The following is a 21,596-nucleotide window of genomic DNA, read 5'->3' on the forward strand; positions in this document are numbered from 1 at the left end:
TTCAACCGGATCGAGTGGCGTCTCGATGGGTTGAGCACCTGAATCCGTTTGTCTGGAAGATCCGCGACAGCGGACCCGAACAAGGAGGGCTGAGACCATGAGCCAAGCGACACCGCCTGTGGGCACCGGCGCCCTCGAAAAACGCGAAGCCCGTCTCGCGTGGTCGTTGCTGTTGCCGACGATCACGATTGTTTCGGCGGTTGTTATCCTGCCGCTGCTGGCGATTTTCTGGATCAGTTTCAAGCCCATAGGGCTGGCCGATCTGCGCCCGCCCGCACCTGTGGTCCGCGAGGCGCTGCGCGGTTCGGACGATACGCTGCGGCTGGAATACCGGCTGCGCAACTCCTCGCAATCAGAAGTCATATCCGGCGTTACCATCCGGGACACGATCCCCGACACGCTGCGGGTCGTCTCGGCTGATCCGCGCTGTACGATTGATGGCGCGGCCTTCCTTTGTGATATTGGCGATCTTGAAGGCGGCGCGCGTGACGAGGTGGAGATCTTTGTTGCGCTGACCGGCGACGCCGATGCCGCCGAAGAGGCTGCCGAAAGCACCGAGCCGGAGCTTACGGGATCGGGCAACAACATCCTGACCAATATGGAATTCACCACCGAGAATTTCGCGCGCGTCTTTGACGGGGACGAGTTCTGGGACGTGCTTTGGGTGACGATGTTCTACACCGTGTTCGGCACGATCGGCGCTTTGGTGTTTGGCCTTTTTGCCGCGATGCTTCTCAATAAGTCCTTCAAGGGACAGGGAATTTTGCGTGGACTTTACCTCTTTCCCTACGTGGCGCCGGTGATCGCGGTGGCGTTCGCCTGGATCATTCTATTCGATCCGTTTTCCGGCTCGGCCAATGCGCTGTTGGTGCAGATGGGGGTGACGACCGACGCCATCAACTTCTTTGGCGAGCGCCCGCTGGCGCTGATCATGGTGACAGTGTTCGAGATCTGGCGGTATTTCCCGCTGTCCTTCCTGTTCATCCTTGCACGGATGCAGAGCATCGACAGCGACATGTATGAGGCCGCCGACATGGACGGGGCCTCGCCCTTTCAGCAGTTCTGGTATCTCAGCCTTCCGCAACTCCTTGGAATCCTTTCAGTTCTGTTCCTGTTGCGCTTCATCTGGACCTTCAACAAGTTCGACGACATCTTCCTTCTGACGGGCGGGAACGCAGGCACCCGGACGCTGACGGTGAACGTCTATGAACAGGCTTTTGCGGTCTCCAATATCGGCGCAGGCGCGGCGGTGGCGGTGGTGATCTTTGGCTGTCTGATCCTGTTTTCGATCTTCTTCTTCAAATATGTGAGCCAGGAGGAAGGGCTGTGATCGGGGCGGGCAAAACGGTCCGAAACGGGCATGCACAATCCATGCACATTCCATGCACAAACCATGCGCATGCCCTATGCACGGGCCGCGAGCGGCCAAGGCGCGCAGGGTTGCGCATCTGGCCGGCAAGGTCGCGGCAAAGCGCTTTTGGCGCGGGGGCTGATCCGGCCGGGCGGGGTGACCGCGCGGTGCCATGCGCCCGTCCGATGTTAAGTCTGGCTGAGCGTTCAACGGAGCGCCGGTCGCTTGCGCGTTTGCAGATCAGCATCCTCTTGATCGAACAGCGCCCGATTGACCAAGGCACGATTGACCAAGGCGCGCGTCGTCGCGCGGCAAAGGCCACAGCACGGGGCAAGACCCGTCCGGGACCGATGGCCAGAACGATGGCCACACCACAGGGAGGTGCATCATGAGCCGGTTGCGATTTGGATATGTGACGGCGCCATTGCTCGGGGCGCTGTGGATGGTGGTGCTTGCGATCACGGTGGCCGTGGTCATGTCCTTCTCGACCGGCGCGCCGTTTCGACCGGTGATCCTGTTGAGCCTGATGTGGGGTGCGGTGATCGGGTTCGGACTGCTGACGCCGCGCGTGCCGAGTCTCGTTGTTGCAGCGCTGGTGGGCGCCGGTCTTGCGGTGGCGGGTCTGGCCGGTGTCGCACCGGTGGCCACCGGCGAAGGCGTTGGCCTTGTGGCGGCGGGGCTTGCGCATGTCGTATTGGGGGCGATCTTCGGCTATTCGATGCTGGTGATCCTCGACGGGTTGCCGACAGGATCGGCCACGCGGCACGAGTTCGAGGAGGCGGTGATCCGCTTCCTGACGGGGTTCGGCTATATCTTCTTCACGGCCATCGTCGCGATCCCGTTCTACGTGATGGTGATGACCAGCCTGAAGAACCAGGCGGAGTTGATGGCCAACCCGCTCGATTTTTCAATCGACCTGAGCCAGGGCTGGGGGCTGTTCCGTTCGTATGTGGAACTGTTTCAGGACTTCAATTTCGGCAGCTACCTCTGGACGTCGTTCTATGTCTCGGTGCTGACGGTGTTGTTGACGCTGGCGTTTTCGATCCCCGGGGCCTACGCGGTCGCGCGGCTGCGGTTCAAGGGGCGGGCGGCGTTTTCGCGCTCGATCCTGCTCATCTACATGGTGCCGATGATCGTTCTGGCGCTGCCGATCTATATCGCGTTTTCCATGGCAGGGCTGCGCAACACGATCTTTGGCATCCTGCTGATCTATCCGGTGACGACGATCCCGGTCGCGCTCTACATGTTGCAGGGCTATTTCCGCGGGCTTCCGGCGGAGATCGAGGAAGCCGGGCTGATGGACGGGCTGTCGCGGCTCGCGGTGATCTGGAAGATCACCTTGCCGCTGTCGCTGCCGGCGCTGGCCTCGGTGTCGCTTTATGTCTTCATGATCGCCTGGAACGAGTTCCTGCTGGCGTTCATGCTTCTCGACGATCCGTCGAAATTCACGCTGACGCGCGGGATCGCGTCGCTCAACAGCTCCGAAATCCCGAGACAGCATCTGATGGCGGGGGCGGTGATTGCCACCGTGCCGATCATGGTGATCTTTCTCGGCCTGGAGCGCTTCATGACCAAAGGTTTGACAGCAGGGAGTGTCAAGGGATGAGTGCCTCAGACAAGATCGCCCTCGACGATCAGGCCCGCGCGATCCTGCGCGGGAACGACCGAGGCGGATACACCGTGCCCACGGACGGGCTGTATCCCTATCAATGGAACTGGGACAGCGCGTTTGCCGCCTGGGGATTTGCAACCTTCGATATCGACCGCGCCTGGGAAGAGGTCGAAACGCTGCTTTCGGGGCAGTGGCCCAGCGGGATGGTGCCGCATATCCTGTTCCATCGCGAAGATCCGGGCTATTTTCCCGGACCGGATGTCTGGGGCGCGTCAAACGGGCCGATCCCATCCTCGGGCATCAGCCAACCGCCGGTGGCCGCGCCCTTTATGCGCGCCATCTGGGAGCAGGATCGCGCGGCGGGCGAGGCGCGGTTGCGGGCGCTCCTGCCGAAGCTCGTGGCCTGGCACCGCTGGTTCATGCGCTGGCGAAACCGGGACGGTATGATCTTCATCGCCCACCCCTGGGAGGCGGGGCGCGACAATTGCGCGGACTGGGACAGCGCCATGGCGATGATCGACCCGGTGGGTGTGGGCGAATACACGCGGCGGGACACAAGCCATGTGAACCCCGAGATGCGCCCGACGAAAGAGGATTACGACCGCTACATCTGGCTTGTGCAGCGCGGGCGGCGGATGGGCTGGGACGACGCGACCATGGCCGCCGACTGGCCCTTCCAAGTGGCCGATCCGACGATGACCTTCATCCTGCTGCGCGCGCATCGAGACCTGGCGGACATGCTCGAAGCGCTGGGCGAGGCACGCGGCGAGGTGGACGCCTGGATCCGCGAGATGGAGGAGGGCGCGCTGCGCCTCCGAAACCCCGAGACGGGCTTTTTCGACGCGATCAACCTCGCGACGATGGAGCATACCGGGCATCTGACCTCGGCCTCTTACCTCAACTGGTACGCGGGGATCGAGGACGACGCCATGCTCGGCCATCTCGAGCATTGCTTCGAGACCGTGCGCTACCCGGTGCCGAGCCTCGCCGTCACATCGCCCGACTTCAACCCCAAGCGCTACTGGCGCGGGCCGACCTGGGGGATCATGAACGCCCTGATCGGGATCGGGCTGAAGGATATGGGGCACGCGGGCCACGCGGAGACGCTGCGCGACCTGACTGCCGGGCTTATCGCGGAGCACGGCTTTGCCGAGTATTTCGACCCGCAGACCGGCGGGGCCGCAGGCGGCGGCACCTTCACATGGACCGCGGCGGTCTGGCTGGCTTGGGCGACGCCGTCGCAGGGAGATTCGTGATGGGATCGATCACACTCGACAAGGTGGAAAAGTGGTTTGGCGAGGTTCAGGTCATCAAGGGGGTCGACCTCGAGATTGCCGATGGGGAGTTCATCGTCTTTGTGGGGCCGTCCGGCTGTGGGAAGTCGACGCTTCTGCGGATGATCGGCGGGCTTGAGGATATCTCGCGCGGGGCGCTGATGATCGACGGGGCGGACAAGACCGCGGCCCCGCCGTCGCGGCGCGGGCTGGCGATGGTGTTTCAGAGCTACGCGCTCTATCCGCATATGTCGGTGGGCGAGAACATGGGGTTTTCGCTCAAGACCGCCGGTGCGCCCAAGGCGGAGATCGAGGCCAAGGTGGCTGAGGCGGCGCGGGTGCTGAAGCTCGAGCCCTATCTGGACCGGCGGCCCAAGGCGCTGTCGGGCGGGCAACGCCAGCGGGTGGCGATCGGGCGGTCGATCGTGCGCGACCCGACGGCGTTCCTGTTTGACGAGCCGTTGTCCAACCTGGACGCGGCGCTGCGGGTCGAGATGCGCTACGAGATTGCCAAGCTGCACAAGACGCTCCAGCGCACGATGATTTACGTGACCCATGACCAGGTGGAGGCGATGACGCTTGCGGACCGGATCGTGGTGCTGGAATTCGGCACGATTGCGCAGGTCGGCACGCCGCGGGAACTCTATGAAAATCCCGCGAACCTGTTTGTGGCGACCTTCATCGGCTCGCCCAAGATGAACATCCTCGATTGCAAGACGGGCGACGGGCAATTCAGCGTGCCCGGCGGGCGCAGCGGGGCCTATGGCGGGGATCATCCGGCGGTGAAGCTGGGCATCCGCCCGGAGCATATCGGGATCGGTGCCGAGGGTGAGGGGGTGCTCGATGCGACGGTGGATGTGCTCGAGTATCTCGGCGCGGACACGTATCTGATTGTGGATGCGGGCGCGGCGGGCAAAATCACGGTGCGCACAGATGGTGACACACCGGTGCGGGAGGGTGACCGGATCGGGCTGGTTGCGCCGCAGGAGCGCCTGCGGTTCTTCGATGCCGACGGGTTGTCGGTGCGCGCGGGCTGAGAACGCCGAGCCTGTGCGGGATGCGGGCGATCCGCGCGGCGCAAGACAGAGCAAGGACAGGCGCAAGGGGCGGGTCGAGAGGCCGGCCCCTTGTTCTTGGAGGCGGGTGCAGCGGGGACATGCGCGCATCGCGGCGTGTCCAAACCGGTTTGGAACCGATACGAATGCCTTAATCGCCTTCGTTTTCGCAATTACCGAAGAAACGAACATAAACGAAGATATTCGCTTGAACCGACTCACCTCTTTTGCCATAGTCTGGCCAACCTGGGGAGAGGAGGCTGTCCGGTGACCGAACAAACCGGCGATATCACGGACCTGTTTATCATCGGAGGCGGCATCAATGGCTGCGGGATCGCGCGCGATGCGGCGGGCCGTGGCTTGAGCGTGCAGCTTGCCGAAATGAACGACCTTGCCTCGGCGACTTCCTCGGCGTCGACGAAACTGTTTCACGGTGGGTTGCGCTATCTCGAATATTTCGAGGTGCGGCTCGTTCGCGAAGCGCTGATCGAGCGGGAGACCTTGTTGCGCGCAATGCCGCATATCTCCTGGCCGATGCGTTTTGTGCTGCCTTATCATAAGGATATGCGCTTTGAGGGCGACACGCCGACGGGGCGCATCCTTTCGATGGTGATGCCGTGGATGAAAGGCCGCAGACCGGCATGGCTGATCCGGCTCGGGCTTTTCCTCTATGACAATCTCGGCGGGCGCAAGATCCTGCCGGGGACCAAGACGGTCTCGCTCAAGGGCACGCCGGAAGGCGCCCCGCTGGAGGACCGGTTCGAGACGGCCTATGAATACTCCGACTGCTGGGTCGAGGATTCGCGGCTTGTCGTGCTGAACGCGCGCGACGCGGAGGCCCGGGGCGCCAAGATCATGACGCGCACCAAGGTGCTGAGCGCGGCGCGCGAGGGCGACCTCTGGCGGATCGAAACGCAAGATACCGAAACGAAAAAAACGCAGGTCCGCCACGCCCGGATGCTCGTGAACGCGGGCGGGCCATGGGTGGGCGATATCCTCCAGACCAAGGTGCGGCTGAACACGCGCGAAGGTGTCCGGCTTGTTCGTGGCAGCCATATCGTCACAAAGAAGCTCTTTGATCACGAGAAGTGCTATTTCTTCCAGGGTGAAGACGGGCGGATCATCTTTGCCATCCCCTACGAGACCGATTTCACATTGATCGGCACCACGGATGCAGAGCATTTCGATCCCGGAGAAAAATCCGTCTGCACACCGGAAGAAAAAGCCTATCTCATTCAATTTGCGAACAAATACTTCAAGAACGACATCAGCGAAGAGGATGTCGTCTGGAGCTATTCGGGGGTTCGGCCGCTGTATGATGACGGCGCATCAAGCGCCACCGCGGCGACACGCGACTACACGATCAAGGTGGAGGCCGAGGGCGGTGCGCCGCTTCTGAACGTGTTCGGGGGCAAGATCACCACCTATCGCCGTCTTGCGGAATCCGCGCTGGAAAAGATCGTCGAGCACCTGCCCGCTAAGGGTAAATGGACCGCCGGCGTGGCGCTCCCCGGCGGCGATTTCCCGGTTGACGGCGCGGCATCACTTGCTTCGTCACTGCGCGCGGAATATTCGTTTCTGAGCGATTTCTGGGCCCGACGGTTGGTGCGCGCCTACGGCACTGAAGCGCGGGAGATCCTCGGAGATGCCAAGACAGCCGACGACCTTGGTGAGGCCTTTGGCGCCACGATCACGGAGGCCGAGTTGCATTGGCTGATGAGCCATGAATACGCGCGCACCGCGGAGGACGTGGTTTGGCGGCGTTCAAAGCTGGGGCTGCGCCTGAACGATACAGAAATTGCCCGGATCGACGCCTTCATGATGCAGGCGCGCGACAGAGCCGGAGCGGCCGCGGAATAACCGCGAAAGGGAGGGGACGGGATGACGCTGGATTTGCAGGGCGTGTCCAAGGTGGTTGAGGGGCAGACCCACATCTACTCAACAGATCTGACACTGGAGAAGGGCACGATGAACGTCCTTCTTGGCCCGACATCGTCCGGCAAGACATCCCTGATGCGGCTGATGGCCGGGCTGGATGTGCCGGCGACCGGCAAGATCATCTGGAACGGCGAGGACGTCACCGGGATGCGGGTTCAGGACCGCAAGGTGGCGATGGTCTATCAGCAATTCATCAACTACCCGTCGATGACCGTTTACGACAACATCGCCTCGCCCATGAAGCTTCTGGGGGCAAGCCGCGACGAGATCGACCGGCGGGTGCGCGAGAGCGCGGAGCTGATGAAGCTGACCCCGATGCTCGACCGCAAGCCGCTGGAATTGTCGGGCGGTCAGCAGCAACGCTGCGCGCTGGCGCGGGCCTTGGTCAAGAATGCCGGGCTTGTGCTGCTCGACGAGCCGCTGGCCAATCTCGACTACAAGCTGCGCGAGGAATTGCGGGTGGAGATCCCGAAGATCTTCGAGGCGTCCGGCGCGATCTTTGTCTATGCGACGACTGAGCCGGAAGAGGCGCTTTTGCTGGGCGGCAACACCGCGACGCTCTGGGAGGGGCGGGTCACGCAGTTCGGCGAGACGCCGCTGGTCTACCGCCAGCCGGTGAACGCGACCACGGCGCGGGTGTTCAGCGATCCGCCGATGAATTTCCTGCCGATCTCCAAGACCGGTGGCAAGATCATGTTTGGCGACGGGCAGAGCACGCAGGCCACCGGAAAGCTCGCGGAACTGGCAGACGGGCGCTACACCGCCGGGTTCCGGCCCAACCACCTTGAGATTGCGAGCCACGCGCCGGAGGCGTTGAGCTTTGTCACGAAGCTGGCGGTCACGGAGCTGACCGGATCGGAGACCTTTGTGCATCTCGACCATCATGGGGAACGCTGGGTGGGGCTGATCCATGGCATTCACGACATGGAGATCGGCGCGGACCTGACCGTGTGGCTCGACCCGCGGCATGTCTATGTCTTTGCCGAAGATGGCAGTCTTGTCGCCCCGGCGGCCTATGCGATGGCGGCGTGAGGGAACGGTATGGCCAAGATAACACTGGATAATCTCGCGCATTCCTATTTGCCGAACCCCGGCAGCGAAGATGACTACGCGCTCAAGGAGCTCAACCACGACTGGGAGGACGGCGCGGCCTATGCGCTGCTCGGGTCGTCGGGTTGCGGGAAGTCGACGCTGCTCAACATCATTTCGGGGCTGTTGCAGCCCTCGCAGGGGCGCATCCTGTTTGACGGGCAGGACGTGACCCACGCGCCCACGGCGGAGCGCAACATCGCGCAGGTGTTTCAGTTTCCGGTGGTCTACGACACGATGACCGTGCGCGACAATCTGGCGTTTCCGCTGCGCAATCGCGGGCGGGACGAGGCCTATGTGGCCGCGCGTGTGGCGGAGATCGCCGCGATGATCGGCATGGAAGAGATGCTGAACCGCAAGGCGCGCGGGCTGACGGCGGATGCCAAACAGAAGATCTCGCTCGGGCGCGGGATGGTGCGGCAGGACGTGAACGCACTGTTGTTCGACGAGCCTTTGACGGTGATCGACCCGCATATGAAATGGGAGCTGCGCACGCAGTTGAAATCGCTGCACCACCAGTTCGGGCACACGATGATCTATGTGACCCATGACCAGACCGAGGCGCTGACCTTCGCGGACAAGGTTGTGGTGATGTATGACGGGCGCGTGGTGCAGATCGGCACGCCGGATGAGTTGTTTCAGAGGCCCGAGCATACGTTTGTGGGCTATTTCATCGGCTCGCCGGGGATGAACGTGATCCCGGCGAAGGTCGAGGGCAACCGCGCCTATGTGGACGGGGTGGAAATTGCGCTGGGCCATGGCTACGGTCCGCTGGAGGGCAAGGTGGAGCTTGGCGTGCGGCCGGAATATGCGCGGCTCAGCCGGGACAGGGGCCTGCCCGTCACGGTGCGGCGCGTCGAGGATGTGGGCCGCCACAAGATCATCCGGGCGGAGTTTTTCGGGCATGATATCAACATCATCGCCGGAGAGGACGACGCGGTTGGCGCGGATATGACCCGCGTGACCTTCGATCCCGAACGGATCAACGTTTATGCCAATGACTGGCGGGTCACCCCGCAACACACAGCACGGGGGGAGGCGGCCTGATGGACAAGACGGTCAATCAAAAGGCGTGGTTCCTTGTGCTGCCGGTGCTCATTCTGGTGGCGTTCTCGGCGGTGATCCCGCTGATGACGGTCGTGAATTACTCGGTGCAGGACACGTTTGGCGACAACGTGTTTTTCTGGGCCGGGCTGGAATGGTTCGAGCAGATGCTGCGCGACGACCGGATGTGGGATGCGCTGGGGCGGCAGCTGCTGTTCTCGGGCATCATCCTGCTGATCCAGATCCCGCTTGGGGTGTTTGTGGCGCTCAATATGCCGAAGCGGGGCTTCTGGGCGAGCTTCTGCCTCGTAGTGATGAGCCTGCCGCTGCTGATCCCGTGGAACGTGGTCGGCACGATCTGGCAGATCTTTGGCCGGGTGGATATCGGCTTGCTGGGCTACACGCTGGACGCGCTGGGGATTGATTACAACTACACCTCCGATCCGTTGGCGGCGTGGATCACGATCATCGTCATGGATGTCTGGCACTGGACATCGCTGGTGGCGCTTCTGGCTTATGCCGGTCTGCAATCCATTCCGGATGCCTATTACCAGGCGGCCAAGATCGATCAGGCGAGCCGCTGGAAGGTGTTCCGCTATATCGAGCTGCCGAAGATGATGGGCGTGTTGATGATCGCGATCCTGCTGCGCTTCATGGACAGCTTCATGATCTATACAGAGCCATTTGTCGTCACGGGCGGCGGGCCCGGCTCTGTCACCACGCTGCTCTCCATCGACCTTGTGAAGATGGCTTTGGGACAGTTCGACCTTGGCCCCGCCGCGGCCTTCTCGATCATGTATTTCCTCGTGATCCTGTTGATTTCGTGGGTGTTCTACACCGTGATGACTAATCTCGACAAAAGGGACGGGTGAGATGGCCGACGCAACTGCACAAACCGCGCAGATCCCCGGCAACCTGACCGCCGGGGGGCAGAAGAAGCGGGTGAAGGTCAAGGGATCGGTCGTCGTGATGACGCTCTACCTGCTGTTCCTGATGCTGCCGATCTACTGGCTCCTGAACATGAGCCTGAAGACGAACACGGAGATCCTCAACAGCTTCACGCTCTGGCCGGATAATCTCACGCTCGACAATTACCGCACGATCCTGACCGATCCGGCGTGGTATATGGGCTATGTGAACTCGCTGATCTACGTGGTGATGAACACGGTGATCTCATTGGCTGTGGCGTTGCCTGCGGCCTACGCGTTCTCGCGCTATCACTTCATGGGCGACAAGCACCTGTTCTTCTGGTTGCTGACCAACCGGATGGCGCCGCCTGCGGTCTTTGCGCTGCCGTTCTTCCAGCTGTATTCCTCGGTCGGGTTGTTCGACACGCATATCGCCGTGGCGCTCGCGCATTGTCTCTTCAACGTGCCGCTGGCGGTGTGGATCCTCGAAGGCTTCATGCGCGGCGTGCCGAAAGAGATCGACGAGACGGCCTATATCGACGGCTATTCCTTCGGGGCGTTCTTCGTGAAGATCTTCATGCCGCTGATTGCGAGCGGAATCGGTGTGGCGGCGTTCTTCTGCTTCATGTTCTCATGGGTGGAACTGCTGCTGTCGCGGACGCTGACGACGGTGGACGCCAAGCCGATTGCGGCGATCATGACCCGGACGCAGGGCGCCTCGGGCATCGACTGGGGTGTTTTGGCGGCGGCGGGGATCCTGACCATCGTGCCGGGGGCCTTGGTGATCTACTTCGTGCGCAACTACATCGCGAAGGGCTTCGCCCTGGGGCGGGTGTGATGATGACTTTCCATTTGCCGAAGGCGCGGACTCAAGGCGCAGCCGCGTCATTGATGGGCCGCGGACGGGCGATCCAACATCCGTGTTGCAGCGCTTTATCTCGGCCAAATCCGAAAACCTCCGGAGTGATGCGCCAGGTTCAGCCAAATCGCCACGCCGGGGGGCGGCCCGGCGATGGCGCGGCGGCCTTTGGCCTCGATTCCGCGCGGGGCCCGGCGATCAAACTCACTGCAATGAGCAAGGAGACCGCATAATGGAATGGATGGCATGGACCTGGCCGACGGCGATTTTCTTCATGGTCATCGCCTCGCTTCTGATCCTGTTCACGATCCTCGCGATCAAATTCCCGGAGACGCCCCGCGTGGGCATCCTCCGCATCGAAACCACGAGAGGCGACCGGCTGTTCATCACGCTGCTTGGGTCGGCTTTCATCAATCTCGCATGGCTCGGACTGGTGGGGGAGAACCAACCCTACGCGCTCGGAGTCTGTGCGCTCTATGCCGCGGCGGTATTCCGCTGGGTGTAGCCATACTCACCGGCGGGGCGGCGGAGGACCGGCCCGGCGGACATAAAAATCAAGGTTCAAAATCAACGGGAGGACGTTAAATGAACCCTACATTGAAATCCAGCACGGCAATCGCGCTGGCGTTCGGGATGCTCTCTGCGCCGGCCTTTGCCGACATGGACGCGGCCCGCGCATTCCTGGACGCAGAGATCGGCGATCTGTCGGTTCTGACGCGTGAGGAGCAGGAAGCGGAGATGCAGTTCTTCGTCGACGCGGCGCAGCCATTCCAGGGCATGGAGATCAAGGTCGTCTCCGAGACCATCACCACGCATGAATACGAAAGCCAGGTGCTCGCACCGGCCTTCACCGCGATCACCGGCATTCAGGTCACCCATGACCTGATCGGCGAAGGCGATGTTGTCGAGAAGCTGCAGACACAGATGCAGTCCGGCGAGAACATCTATGACGCCTATGTCAACGACTCTGATCTGATCGGCACCCATTGGCGCTACCAGCAGGTGCGCAACCTGACCGACTGGATGGCGGGCGAAGGCGCGGATGTGACGCTGCCGACGCTGGATCTGGACGATTTCATCGGGCTGAGCTTCACCACCGGCCCCGATGGCAAGGTCTACCAGATGCCGACCCAGCAATTCGCGAACCTCTACTGGTTCCGCTATGACTGGTTCAACGACGAGAAGAACAAGGCCGATTTCCAGGAGCAGTTCGGCTACGAGCTGGGTGTTCCGGTCAACTGGTCGGCCTATGAGGACATCGCGGAGTTCTTCACCGGGCGCGACCTGAGCCATATGGGTGTCGAGGGCGAAGTCTTTGGCAACATGGACTATGGCAAGAAAGACCCCTCGCTTGGCTGGCGCTACACGGACGCGTGGATGTCCATGGCTGGCATGGGCGACGTGGGTGAGCCGAACGGTCTGCCGGTCGACGAATGGGGCATCCGGGTGAACGAGAACTCGCAGCCCGTCGGGTCCTGCGTGGCGCGCGGCGGTGCGACGAACTCGCCGGCTGCGGTCTACGCGGTCGAAAAGGCCATCGAATGGCTGGAGAAGTATTCGCCGCCCGCAGCCGCAGGCATGACCTTCTCCGAGGCCGGCCCGATCCCGGCGCAGGGCAACATCGCCCAGCAGATGTTCTGGTACACCGCCTTCACCGCCGATACGGTCAAGCCTGACCTGCCGGTGATGAACGAGGATGGCACGCCGAAATGGCGCATGGCGCCTTCGCCGCACGGTGTCTACTGGAAGGAAGGCCAGAAGATCGGTTATCAGGATGCCGGTTCCTGGACGCTGATGGAAAGCACACCCGTGGACCGCGCCAAGGCCGCATGGCTCTACGCGCAGTTCGTGACCTCCAAGACCGTGGACCTCAAGAAGTCCGATGTGGGTCTGACCTTCATCCGCGAAAGCACGATCAACTCCGAGCATTTCACCGAGCGCGCCCCGCGTCTTGGGGGCCTGGTGGAGTTCTACCGTTCGCCTGCGCGCGTGCAGTGGTCGCCCACGGGCACCAACGTGCCGGATTACCCGCGTCTCGCGCAGCTCTGGTGGCAGAATATCGGCGATGCAATGTCCGGTCAGAAGACCGCGCAGGAAGCGCTTGATGCGCTGTGCGAAGCGCAGGAAAGCGTGATGGAGCGGCTCGAACGCGCGGGTGTTCAGGGCGATCTGGGTCCGGTGATGAACGAGGAGCGCGACGCGGAATACTGGTTCGCCCAGCCGGGTGCTCCGTTCCCGAAACTCGAGAACGAGGACGAAGAGCCGATGACCGTCGCCTATGACGAGCTCATCAAGTCCTGGCAGTAACCTGCCGTCTCCACGACTTGGAAAGGGGCCTTGCGAGGCCCCTTTTTCTTTTCCATCACGGCCCTAAAGCACCGGTTTGCGCTTCTTTGGGCCGGAAATATCCCGGGGGGTCTGGGGGGCTGGCCCCCCAGCGATGCTGCGGTCTGCGGGCTGGCCCCCCAGCGATGCTGCGGTCTGCGGGCTGGCCCCCCAGCGATGCTGCGGTCCGGGCGGCTGGCCCCCCAGCGATGCTGCGGTCTGCGGGCTGGCCCCCCAGCGATGCTGCGGTCCGGGCGGCTGGCCCCCCGCGAACCGTGGTCTGCGGGCTGGCCCTCAAACTATGGTGCTGTGCCGACGTCTGGTTCCGTAGCGATCCCGGGGTCGGAGGATGGCCGTCCATCCATCCCGCAGTCAGGGTGCGACCTCGGGCTGTCCCGCGCTGTGGGAGATCGGAGCGCCCGGATGTCGGGGTCTTGCGGGGCTTCCCCTGAACCATGATGTGGCCTCACCAAGCCCATGGCCATCCTCGGCCCGGCGCGCGGTTGTCTCGGTGCCATGTCCTCTTGTGCGCGACCGACGCCGTGTCACCTTGTGGCCTGCGGTTCCAACCCTGCCGCGCGCCCTTGCCAACCCGGCCTCGTCGGCCACCAAGCAGCACGGCCATGGGCACAGGCCACGCCCCCTCAAAACCCGTAGAAGCGCACCGCCGTGTCGCCGAACACCGCTTGCTTCGCGGCGTCGGGGATCAGCGCTTCATAGGCATTGCGCAGCGTGGCATAGTCCGAACTCAGGCTGTCCACCGGGAAGTTCGAGCCGAACATCACGCGGTCCGGACCAAATTGATCGAGCACCGTGTCGACGATCGGGCGGATGCTCTCGACGGTCCAGCCATGATCGAACATCCCCAGACCGGAGAGCTTGCAGGTCACGGTCGGCAGGGCGGAGAGTGCGCGCAACGCTTCTGCCCAGGCGGCAAGTCCATCGCGGGTCCGGTCATGCGGGCTGCCTGCGTGGCACAGAGCGACCGGGGTTTCGGGCGCCCGTTGCAACACGCGCGCGGTCTTTTCCATCAATTCCGGCAACAGTTGCAGGTCAAAGGAAAGCCCGCGATTGCCGGCCTCGCGCAGCCCTTCGGCAAAGCGCGGATCATCGAGCAGCGCGTTGGTGCCGGTGGCGGCGTCCTCGCCGGGCGCACGCCCCACGATCTGACGCACGCCCGCGACGGTCGGGAGCGCTTGACAGGCCGCAAGCTGCGCGTCGCGGTCGGGGGCGGTGAGATCGCAGAAGACCACCTGTCTCATCGGCCAGTCGGGGTTGGCATCGGCCACTGACTGAACCCAGCGCGCCTCAGCCATGCCGTCCTCCGCGCCGACCTGGATATGCACGGAGCCGCCGAACCCCTCGGCATCGCGGCGAAATTCGTCCAGAAGGTAATTACGCTGGATCGGGGTCGCGTCTCCGAAGAACCGGGGCACGCCGCGCGCCATGAGCCAAGGGTAATGCACGGCGGATAAGTCCCAGAGGTGGTGATGAGCATCGATTCGCATGGTCTTGGCGTGTTCCCTGCTGTGGTGTGGTGGCGTGTGGGGTTGTTGTGCGTCCTGCCGGATGGTTGGCGCCTTTATGCGCCAAGGCAAGCCAGTGGCGCAAACAGGCATTGCGGGCTGCGCCTGGTGCCCGCGGGCACCGGGTTGCGGCACCGGGCTTGTCCGAACGGGCCGCACGGGAACCGGCCGGGCATATCGGAGTGCCCTCGCCGACAGAACCCGCACCGTGGCGTGGGACCCGCCGCGGAGGGTGCCACGCGGAAGATACCATGCGCGGGACCGATTGCCTGTGGACGGGGGCGCTCCTGGGCGGCGGGGCAAAGGCGGTTCGGTGATAAACGCGTGTCGGTGGAAAACCCGGTGGCGGGCGGCGTGTTGCATGAGCGGCGCTTTGCGGGGGGCCTTTTGCTCGCGGTCGGGCGAGGGGTTGCGCATGAACTTGGTCGTGACGTCACGCGCGTGGGCGGCGTAACCCGCTTGGACCCACCTGCCGCGCGGGATGCCCCTTGCGCGGAGCCCGGCTGACTGTGGCAGGTGGGGCTTGGCCAGGCGCGTATGGCGCCGGCGCGCAGGATCGGGGGGCGGTCTTTGGTTGGGGGGGGCGAAAGCGCGTCGCGAGGCGCGCCTTGGACCGGCAGCCGCCGAAGAATTAGCGGCGAGCCGGGAGAAACGCAGCGCCGCGAGGCGCCATGATCCGCAGATGGCGGCCAAGAAATGAGCGCCCCCGGCAGGAACGGCGCGCCGCACAAGACGGCGCGCGATGGGTTTACTTGGGCACAAGCACCGCGTTGACCACGTGGATCACGCCATTGGACTGCTCCACGTCCGCCACGGTGACGAGGCTGGCATTGCCGCTCTCGTCGTAGATATAGACCTTGGAGCCTTTGACCTGCGCGGACAGCGCGTCACCGGAAACCGCGTTGAAATGGTAAAACCCGTCATGGCTCGCGCGGGCGGCGGCAATGATGTCGGCGGCGGACCAGTCTCCGGCGACCACATGGGCGGTCAGAACCTTTTGCAGCATGCTCTTGTTTTCCGGTTTGAGCAGCGTTTCGACGGTGCCCGCGGGCAGGGCGGCAAAAGCATCGTCGACGGGCGCGAAGACAGTGAACGGACCATCGCCCTGAAGCGTGTCCACGAGGTCTGCGGCCTGCACCGCGGCCACAAGCGTCGTGTGAATGGGTGAATTCACCGCGTTTTCGATGATGTTGCGCGCTTCGAGCATCGCGGCGCCGCCCACATCGGGGTTGTTGGCGGAGGCGGTGGAGGTGAGGCAGAGCGCTGCAATGGAGGCAGTGAGCATGGTCTTGAGGGTCATGGTATTCTCCTTGTTGAGAGCGGGCCGTTTGAGCCTGCGATGGAGAAGCCACGGGAGGGCGGTCCGGAAAGTTTCAGGGGCGCTGGAATTTTCTTCCTGACCGCGCTTTCCGGTGAGAGGGAGCGGGCCTCGCTGCGGTCGAAGACGCGGGTGCGGCGACGCGCAGCCGCTAGGCGTCGGCCATGACCCGGCGGCCGATATCGTCGAGCATGGCGTCGATATCGACCGGCAGATCCATCTGTTGCAGCTTGCCGTCGATCATCAGGAAGGACAGCCCGTGCACGAAGCTCCAGAGCTGAAACGCGCGGCGCAGGTCGATCTCTTCGATCACGTCGCTGCCGCGAAAGGCGGCGACTTCGCGTTGCACCAGTTCGAAGGTCTCGTGCCCCTTTTGCACCAGGTCCGCATCGCCGGCGTGATCGTCCGACAGGCCGAACATCAGACGGAACACCGCCGGTTCGGCGCGTGCAAACCCGATATAGACATGCCCCAGCGCCGAAATCCGCGCAAGGCTGCGCGGCGGCAGGGGGCCAAGGGCGGCGCACATCTGATCGTGCTGGCGCGCCATGCCCTCGAACGCGACAGCGCGCAACAGGTCATCCTTGTCCTTGAAGTGCTTGTACGGCGCGGCGGTCGAGACGCCGGCGCGGCGGGACGCCTCTGACACGGAGAGGTGATCGGGGCCTTTTTCCTCGACCAGCTGGCGCGTGGCCTCGATCAACTGGGCGCGCAGATCGCCATGGTGATAGCTGGCGCGCGGTTTGGTGTCCGGGTCATTTTTCATGATCCAATTGCTTTCAGGTTTCGTACCTCTTGTCAAAGTAAGAGACACTAACATATGTTAGAGTCTCTAACATTGAAAGGTCGGGACATGACGGAGCACAACAAAATTCCGCTATGGCGGCGCGCGCTGCGGCGTGTGGTGACGGTCAGCCTCACGCTTGTCGTGGTGGCGGGGTCTGCGGCGGCGGTGGTGCTGGGCTCGGACCAGCTGGCCGAGCGCGCCGAGACGACCGGCCCGACCGATCGCGCGACGCCGACACCGGTGGCCGTGACACGGTTGGCGCTTGAGGATGGGTACGATCTGCCGCGCCGCTTTGTCGGTCAGGTCGAAGCGGCGGCCAGCGTGGATCTGTCCTTTGAGCTTGGCGGGCGCTTGAGCGCGCTTCTTGTGGATGAGGGTGCGGCGGTGCGCGCGGGGCAGGTGCTTGCACGGCTTGATACGGCATTGCTGGAGGCGGACCGGGACCGGCTGGAGGCATCGCGGTCGGCCGTTGCCGCGCAGCTGCTGCTGGCGGAGAGCCGGCTGGCGCGGGCGGAGGCCCTTCGCGAAGGCGGTCATGTCAGCGTCGAAGCGGTAGACCAGGCCCGCGCGACGCGCGATGAGCTGGCCAGCCGCATGCAAGAGACCGATGCGGCGCTTGCCTCTGTCGGGATCTCCCTTGAAAAATCGGTGCTCTATGCCCCGTTTGCGGGCCGCGTGGGGCGGCGTGGCGTGGACGGGGGCGAGACCCTTGCGGCCGGGACGCCGGTTCTGACGCTGATCGAGACAGAGGCGCCCGAAGTGCGTATCGGTCTGCCGCTGTCGATCGACGCGGCCCGGCTGCAAAACGCGACAATCGCGGTCAATGGCGAGGCCTATCCCGCGACGCTCGCGCGGGTCCGCCCGGATATCGACCCGGTGACACGGACGCGCACGGCGCTGTTTGTTCTCGCGACCGACGATCCGCTGACCTTTGGCCAGACCGCAACCCTGCAGTTGGACACCCGGGTCGCGGCGCGTGGCACATGGGTGCCCCTCGACGCGCTTCAGGAGGGCGCGGGCGGGGGCTGGACGCTGCTTGTGGTCGAAGAGGGCGTCGTCCGCGTGGCGATGGTCGAGGTGCTGCATGCGGCGGAAACCCGTGCCTATGTCGCGGGAACCTTTGCGCCCGGGGCGTTGATGATCCGTTCCGGGGCGCATCGCGTGGTGCCGGGCCAGCATGTCCAGATTCTCACCGATGGCGATGGAGAGTAAGCCCATGCACAGCCTGCCCTACAGACAGCCCCGACTGGTCGCCCTGATCCTGCTTGTGCTCGTGTCCGCCGGCTTGTCGGCGTTCCTCTCCATCGGGCGGCAGGAAGACCCGACCATCACCAACCTCTTTGCCACCGTGACGACGCAGTTTCCCGGCGCGGATCCGGCCCGCGTCGAGGCGCTGGTGACCGCGGAGATCGAGGAGGAGCTGCGCGAGATCGCGGAGGTGGACACGATCACGTCCGTATCGCGCACGGGCGTATCCGTGGTCTCGGTCGAACTGATCGAAACGCTGGACGGGGAGCGCATCGAGCAGGTCTGGTCGGAGGCACGGGACGCGGTAGAGGATGCGCGGCGCCGCTTCCCCGGCGGAGTTCTGGCGCCGGAATTCAACGCGGAGGGCATCTCGGCCTATTCGGCGGTGATCGCCGTGACGGCGGAGCATGCCGATGTGCCGCTGACGCTGACCCATGCCCATGCCGAGGCGCTCGGGGATCGCTTGCGTGCGATCCCTGCAACGCGCGCGGTTGACCTGTTCGGCGCGCCGGAGGACGAGGTGCTCGTGGAGATCGACCCGTTTGCCGCCGCAGCGCTTGGCCTGACGGCGGCAGACGTGTCGCGGCGCATCGCGGCCGCTGATGGCAAGGTGCGCGCGGGCGCGATCAACGGTGCGGAAACCGGGCTGACGATCACCATCTCGGGCGAAATTGCAGCGCTTGACCGCTTGGGCCGGGTCGTCCTGCGCGAAGGCGATGCCGGGGCCACTGTGACGCTTGCCGATATTGCAACGATCTCCCGCGGGCCGCGCGATCCGGCGACGGAACTGGCCTTTGCGAATGGCCGGCCCGCGGTTCTGGTGGCGGTGCTGGCGCAGGACGGGGTGCAGATCGACCGTTGGATGGGTTTTGTGCGCGAGGCGCTGGCACGCGGCGCGCAAATGGTGCCGCAGGGGCTTTCGGAGACGCTGATCTTTGACCAGTCGACCTATACCGCGAATCGTCTTGCGGAGGTTGGCACCAATATGGCGCTTGGGGTTGTGCTTGTGGTTGCGGTGCTCTTTGTCACGCTGGGCCTCCGGGCGGCGGCCATTGTGGCGCTTGTGTTGCCGGTCGTGTCTCTGGCCACGATTGCGACGATGAATATCATCGGGCTGCCGATCCACCAGATGTCGGTAACCGGGCTGATCGTGGCGCTTGGTCTTCTGGTCGATGCGGCCATCGTGATGGTGGACGAGATCCGCCAACGTCTGGCGCGCGGCATGGCGCGCGACGTGGCGGTGGGCGACGCGGTGCGCCGCTTTTGGCCTCGACCGTAACCACGGCCCTGTCCTTCACGCCGATGATCCTCCTGCCGGGGCCGGCGGGCGATTTTGTCGGCTCCATCGCCATTGCGGTGGTCATCATGCTGATCTGGTCGCTGTTCGTGGCGCTCACCGTGACGCCGGCCTTCGCCGGCTGGTTCATCCGGTCCGGAGGCCAGGGCGGGATCACGGTTGCGCCGCTGGCGCGCGCCTTTGCAACCTCGATCCGCTGGTCCGTGCGCAACCCGGTCAAATCCATCGCGCTGTCGCTGGTGCTTCCGGTCATGGGCTTCGCCGCCTTTCCGACGCTGACGGCGCAGTTCTTCCCCGGCGTGGATCGTGACCAGTTCTATCTCGAGCTTGAATTGCCGCCGGGCACGGCGCTTGCGGAAACGGCCGCGGTGACGCAGGCCATCGATGCGGAGGTGCGCGGCACGCAAGGGGTGCAGAGCGTCTACTGGTCCGTCGGCAAATCGGGACCGGCGTTCTATTACAACATCACCGGCGGGCGCGCGCAGGAGCCGGGCTATGCGATTGGCATGGTCAAGACACACACCGCCGAAGATGCCGCGCGCCTTGTCCCGGCCTTGCAGGCGCGGTTGGACGCGGCCTACCCGCAGGCGCGCATCATCGTGCGCGGGCTGGTGCAGGGGCCGCCGGTGGCCGCCCCGATCGAGGTGCGGCTTGTGGGCCCCGATCTCGACATCCTGCGCGAACAGGGCGATCAGGCGCGGGCCTTGATGGCGGGTCTGCCGATTGTCACACAGGTGCGCACGGGTGTGTCCGGCGGCGCGCCGCAGGTTCGGTTCGAGATCGACGAGACGGCGGCGCGGCTTGTCGGGCTCGACGTGACCGACATCGCGGCACAGCTTGAGGCGGGGATGACCGGCATCACCGGCGGCAGCCTCGTGGAAGGCACCGATCAACTCCCGGTGCGAGTGCGGTTCGATCGCACGACCTTTCCGGATCTGGCAACGGTTTCGGATCTGCCGATCCTGTTGCCGGGTGCACCGGGCATCGCGACGGACGGGACGTTCCCGGCGGTGCCCCTTTCGGCGCTGGCGCAGCCCGTTCTGGAACCGGCGGAAAGCGTGATCACGCGGCGCAATGGCGAGCGGGTCAACGTGGTGCAGGCGTTCATCCTGCCGGATATCCTGCCCGAGGAGGCCCTGCAATCGGTGCTCGCGGAATTCGAAACGGCGGGCTTTGCGGTGCCGGCGGGATACCGGATCGAGCTTGGCGGCGACAGCGATGCCCGGTCGAGCACGGTGGGCAACCTGCTGGCGTCCATCGGTCTGATCGTGACACTGACCATTGCCACCATCGCGCTGACCTTCAACTCCTTCCGCCTGACAGCGGTGGCGCTCGTCGTGTGTGTCCTGTCGGCGGGGCTGTCGATGCTGTCGCTTGCGGTGATGCAATACCCGTTCGGGATCAATGCGATCATCGGGGTGATCGGGTCGATCGGTGTGTCGATCAATGCGGCGATCATCATTCTGACCGGGTTGCAGGGCGATCCAGACGCTGCGGCGGGCGAGCCAGACGCCATGGCGCGCGTGGTCAGCGGATCGGGGCGGCACATCTTTTCGACGACGCTGACGACCTTTGGCGGGTTCCTGCCGCTGATCCTTGAGGGGGGCGGGTTCTGGCCGCCCTTCGCGGTTGCGATCGCTGGCGGGGTTCTGTTGTCGGCGGTGGTGTCTTTCTACTTCACGCCGGCGGTGTTCCGGCTTGTCCGACGGCGCGGACCGCGTGTCAGGGCGGCGGTCGTGACGGAGCGGGAGCCGGAACCGGTGCTGTCGCTGGCGGCGGAGTGAGCGCGGGCCGGGCCGCGATGCGGCTGGCGGATGTGCCGGGGTGCCCTTGAGCGGGCGAGCCTGCCGCCGGCGTGAGGCAGGGGCGGGCCGGGAACCCGTGCCGGTCGCGTGATGGCGAGCGACCGGGCAAAAGCGGGCCACCCGGGCGGCACAGACGGAGCGGCGGGACAGATGAAGCGCG

Annotated in this window: 15 protein-coding genes and 1 pseudogene; 13 read left to right on the top strand and 3 right to left on the bottom strand. The window is 64.3% G+C overall.

Going from position 1 to position 21,596, the window contains the following annotated elements; all coding sequences use genetic code 11:
* The first annotated feature begins 97 nt into the window (after positions 1-97).
* The 11 genes from J1C49_RS10080 (at position 98) to J1C49_RS10130 (ending at position 13,437) form a co-directional block, all read left to right on the top strand.
* The gene (locus tag J1C49_RS10080; RefSeq protein ID WP_227445690.1) at positions 98-1,330 is read left to right on the top strand and encodes a carbohydrate ABC transporter permease; all 1,233 of its coding nucleotides are present in this window, start codon (positions 98-100) and stop codon (positions 1,328-1,330) included.
* A gap of 409 nt (positions 1,331-1,739) precedes the next feature.
* On the top strand, positions 1,740-2,957 hold the full coding sequence (locus J1C49_RS10085; RefSeq protein WP_227445691.1) for a carbohydrate ABC transporter permease: 1,218 nt from the start codon (positions 1,740-1,742) through the stop codon (positions 2,955-2,957).
* Positions 2,954-4,219 (top strand): hypothetical protein, encoded by a 1,266-nt coding sequence (locus J1C49_RS10090; RefSeq protein ID WP_227445692.1) that lies wholly within the window; start codon positions 2,954-2,956, stop codon positions 4,217-4,219. Before J1C49_RS10085 ends, J1C49_RS10090 begins: the two co-directional genes overlap by 4 nt.
* A complete protein-coding gene (locus tag J1C49_RS10095) occupies positions 4,219-5,274 on the top strand; it encodes an ABC transporter ATP-binding protein (protein WP_227445693.1) in 1,056 nt (351 codons plus the stop codon). Before J1C49_RS10090 ends, J1C49_RS10095 begins: the two co-directional genes overlap by 1 nt.
* Positions 5,275-5,559: 285 nt before the next feature.
* Positions 5,560-7,152, top strand: coding sequence for a glycerol-3-phosphate dehydrogenase (gene glpD, locus J1C49_RS10100; protein ID WP_227445694.1), 1,593 nt, complete (start codon positions 5,560-5,562; stop codon positions 7,150-7,152).
* Between the two features lie 21 nt (positions 7,153-7,173).
* Positions 7,174-8,262 carry an ABC transporter ATP-binding protein gene (locus tag J1C49_RS10105; RefSeq protein ID WP_227445695.1) on the top strand — a complete coding sequence of 363 codons (1,089 nt, stop codon included), beginning with the start codon at positions 7,174-7,176 and terminating at the stop codon, positions 8,260-8,262.
* Between the two features lie 9 nt (positions 8,263-8,271).
* On the top strand, positions 8,272-9,366 hold the full coding sequence (locus tag J1C49_RS10110) for an ABC transporter ATP-binding protein (protein WP_227445696.1): 1,095 nt from the start codon (positions 8,272-8,274) through the stop codon (positions 9,364-9,366).
* On the top strand, positions 9,366-10,235 hold the full coding sequence (locus J1C49_RS10115; RefSeq protein ID WP_227445697.1) for a carbohydrate ABC transporter permease: 870 nt from the start codon (positions 9,366-9,368) through the stop codon (positions 10,233-10,235). The genes J1C49_RS10110 and J1C49_RS10115 overlap by 1 nt, the downstream gene beginning before the upstream one ends.
* Position 10,236: 1 nt before the next feature.
* Entirely contained in the window at positions 10,237-11,109 is an 873-nt protein-coding gene (locus J1C49_RS10120; protein WP_227445698.1) for a carbohydrate ABC transporter permease, read from the top strand.
* A gap of 253 nt (positions 11,110-11,362) precedes the next feature.
* A complete protein-coding gene (locus tag J1C49_RS10125) occupies positions 11,363-11,635 on the top strand; it encodes a DUF2160 domain-containing protein (RefSeq protein WP_227445699.1) in 273 nt (90 codons plus the stop codon).
* A gap of 80 nt (positions 11,636-11,715) precedes the next feature.
* Positions 11,716-13,437, top strand: coding sequence for an ABC transporter substrate-binding protein (locus J1C49_RS10130; RefSeq protein ID WP_227445700.1), 1,722 nt, complete (start codon positions 11,716-11,718; stop codon positions 13,435-13,437).
* Positions 13,438-14,099: 662 nt separating this feature from the next.
* On the opposite strand, the gene J1C49_RS10135 is transcribed toward J1C49_RS10130, so the two are convergent.
* The 3 genes from J1C49_RS10135 to J1C49_RS10145 all read right to left on the bottom strand — a co-directional run bounded on the left by J1C49_RS10135 (position 14,100) and on the right by J1C49_RS10145 (position 17,065).
* Positions 14,100-14,963 (bottom strand): amidohydrolase, encoded by an 864-nt coding sequence (locus J1C49_RS10135; RefSeq protein WP_227445701.1) that lies wholly within the window; start codon positions 14,961-14,963, stop codon positions 14,100-14,102.
* A 766-nt stretch (positions 14,964-15,729) separates the two neighbouring features.
* On the bottom strand, positions 15,730-16,281 hold the full coding sequence (locus tag J1C49_RS10140) for a fasciclin domain-containing protein (RefSeq protein WP_227445702.1): 552 nt from the start codon (positions 16,279-16,281) through the stop codon (positions 15,730-15,732).
* Positions 16,282-16,450: 169 nt separating this feature from the next.
* On the bottom strand, positions 16,451-17,065 hold the full coding sequence (locus J1C49_RS10145) for a TetR/AcrR family transcriptional regulator (protein WP_227445703.1): 615 nt from the start codon (positions 17,063-17,065) through the stop codon (positions 16,451-16,453).
* Positions 17,066-17,152: 87 nt separating this feature from the next.
* On the opposite strand from J1C49_RS10145, the gene J1C49_RS10150 reads away from it, so the two are divergent.
* Positions 17,153-18,298: an efflux RND transporter periplasmic adaptor subunit gene (locus J1C49_RS10150; protein ID WP_227445704.1), complete on the top strand. Its 1,146-nt coding sequence runs from the start codon at positions 17,153-17,155 to the stop codon at positions 18,296-18,298.
* Between the two features lie 4 nt (positions 18,299-18,302).
* Positions 18,303-21,415: pseudogene (locus tag J1C49_RS10155) on the top strand (efflux RND transporter permease subunit).
* The last annotated feature ends 181 nt before the right edge of the window (positions 21,416-21,596 follow it).

Source organism: Cognatishimia sp. F0-27, from assembly GCF_020667845.1.
Lineage (GTDB): Bacteria > Pseudomonadota > Alphaproteobacteria > Rhodobacterales > Rhodobacteraceae > JAFMPQ01.

Excerpts from the sequence above, each read along its gene's own strand:
- J1C49_RS10080 (WP_227445690.1), top strand. The coding sequence starts at position 98 with ATGAGCCAAGCGACACCGCCTGTGGGCACCGGCGCCCTCGAAAAACGC.
- J1C49_RS10085 (WP_227445691.1), top strand. The coding sequence starts at position 1,740 with ATGAGCCGGTTGCGATTTGGATATGTGACGGCGCCATTGCTCGGGGCG.
- J1C49_RS10090 (WP_227445692.1), top strand. The coding sequence starts at position 2,954 with ATGAGTGCCTCAGACAAGATCGCCCTCGACGATCAGGCCCGCGCGATC.
- J1C49_RS10095 (WP_227445693.1), top strand. The coding sequence starts at position 4,219 with ATGGGATCGATCACACTCGACAAGGTGGAAAAGTGGTTTGGCGAGGTT.
- J1C49_RS10105 (WP_227445695.1), top strand. The coding sequence starts at position 7,174 with ATGACGCTGGATTTGCAGGGCGTGTCCAAGGTGGTTGAGGGGCAGACC.
- J1C49_RS10110 (WP_227445696.1), top strand. The coding sequence starts at position 8,272 with ATGGCCAAGATAACACTGGATAATCTCGCGCATTCCTATTTGCCGAAC.
- J1C49_RS10115 (WP_227445697.1), top strand. The coding sequence starts at position 9,366 with ATGGACAAGACGGTCAATCAAAAGGCGTGGTTCCTTGTGCTGCCGGTG.
- J1C49_RS10120 (WP_227445698.1), top strand. The coding sequence starts at position 10,237 with ATGGCCGACGCAACTGCACAAACCGCGCAGATCCCCGGCAACCTGACC.
- J1C49_RS10125 (WP_227445699.1), top strand. The coding sequence starts at position 11,363 with ATGGAATGGATGGCATGGACCTGGCCGACGGCGATTTTCTTCATGGTC.
- J1C49_RS10130 (WP_227445700.1), top strand. The coding sequence starts at position 11,716 with ATGAACCCTACATTGAAATCCAGCACGGCAATCGCGCTGGCGTTCGGG.
- J1C49_RS10135 (WP_227445701.1), bottom strand. The coding sequence starts at position 14,963 with ATGCGAATCGATGCTCATCACCACCTCTGGGACTTATCCGCCGTGCAT.
- J1C49_RS10140 (WP_227445702.1), bottom strand. The coding sequence starts at position 16,281 with ATGACCCTCAAGACCATGCTCACTGCCTCCATTGCAGCGCTCTGCCTC.
- J1C49_RS10145 (WP_227445703.1), bottom strand. The coding sequence starts at position 17,065 with ATGAAAAATGACCCGGACACCAAACCGCGCGCCAGCTATCACCATGGC.
- J1C49_RS10150 (WP_227445704.1), top strand. The coding sequence starts at position 17,153 with ATGACGGAGCACAACAAAATTCCGCTATGGCGGCGCGCGCTGCGGCGT.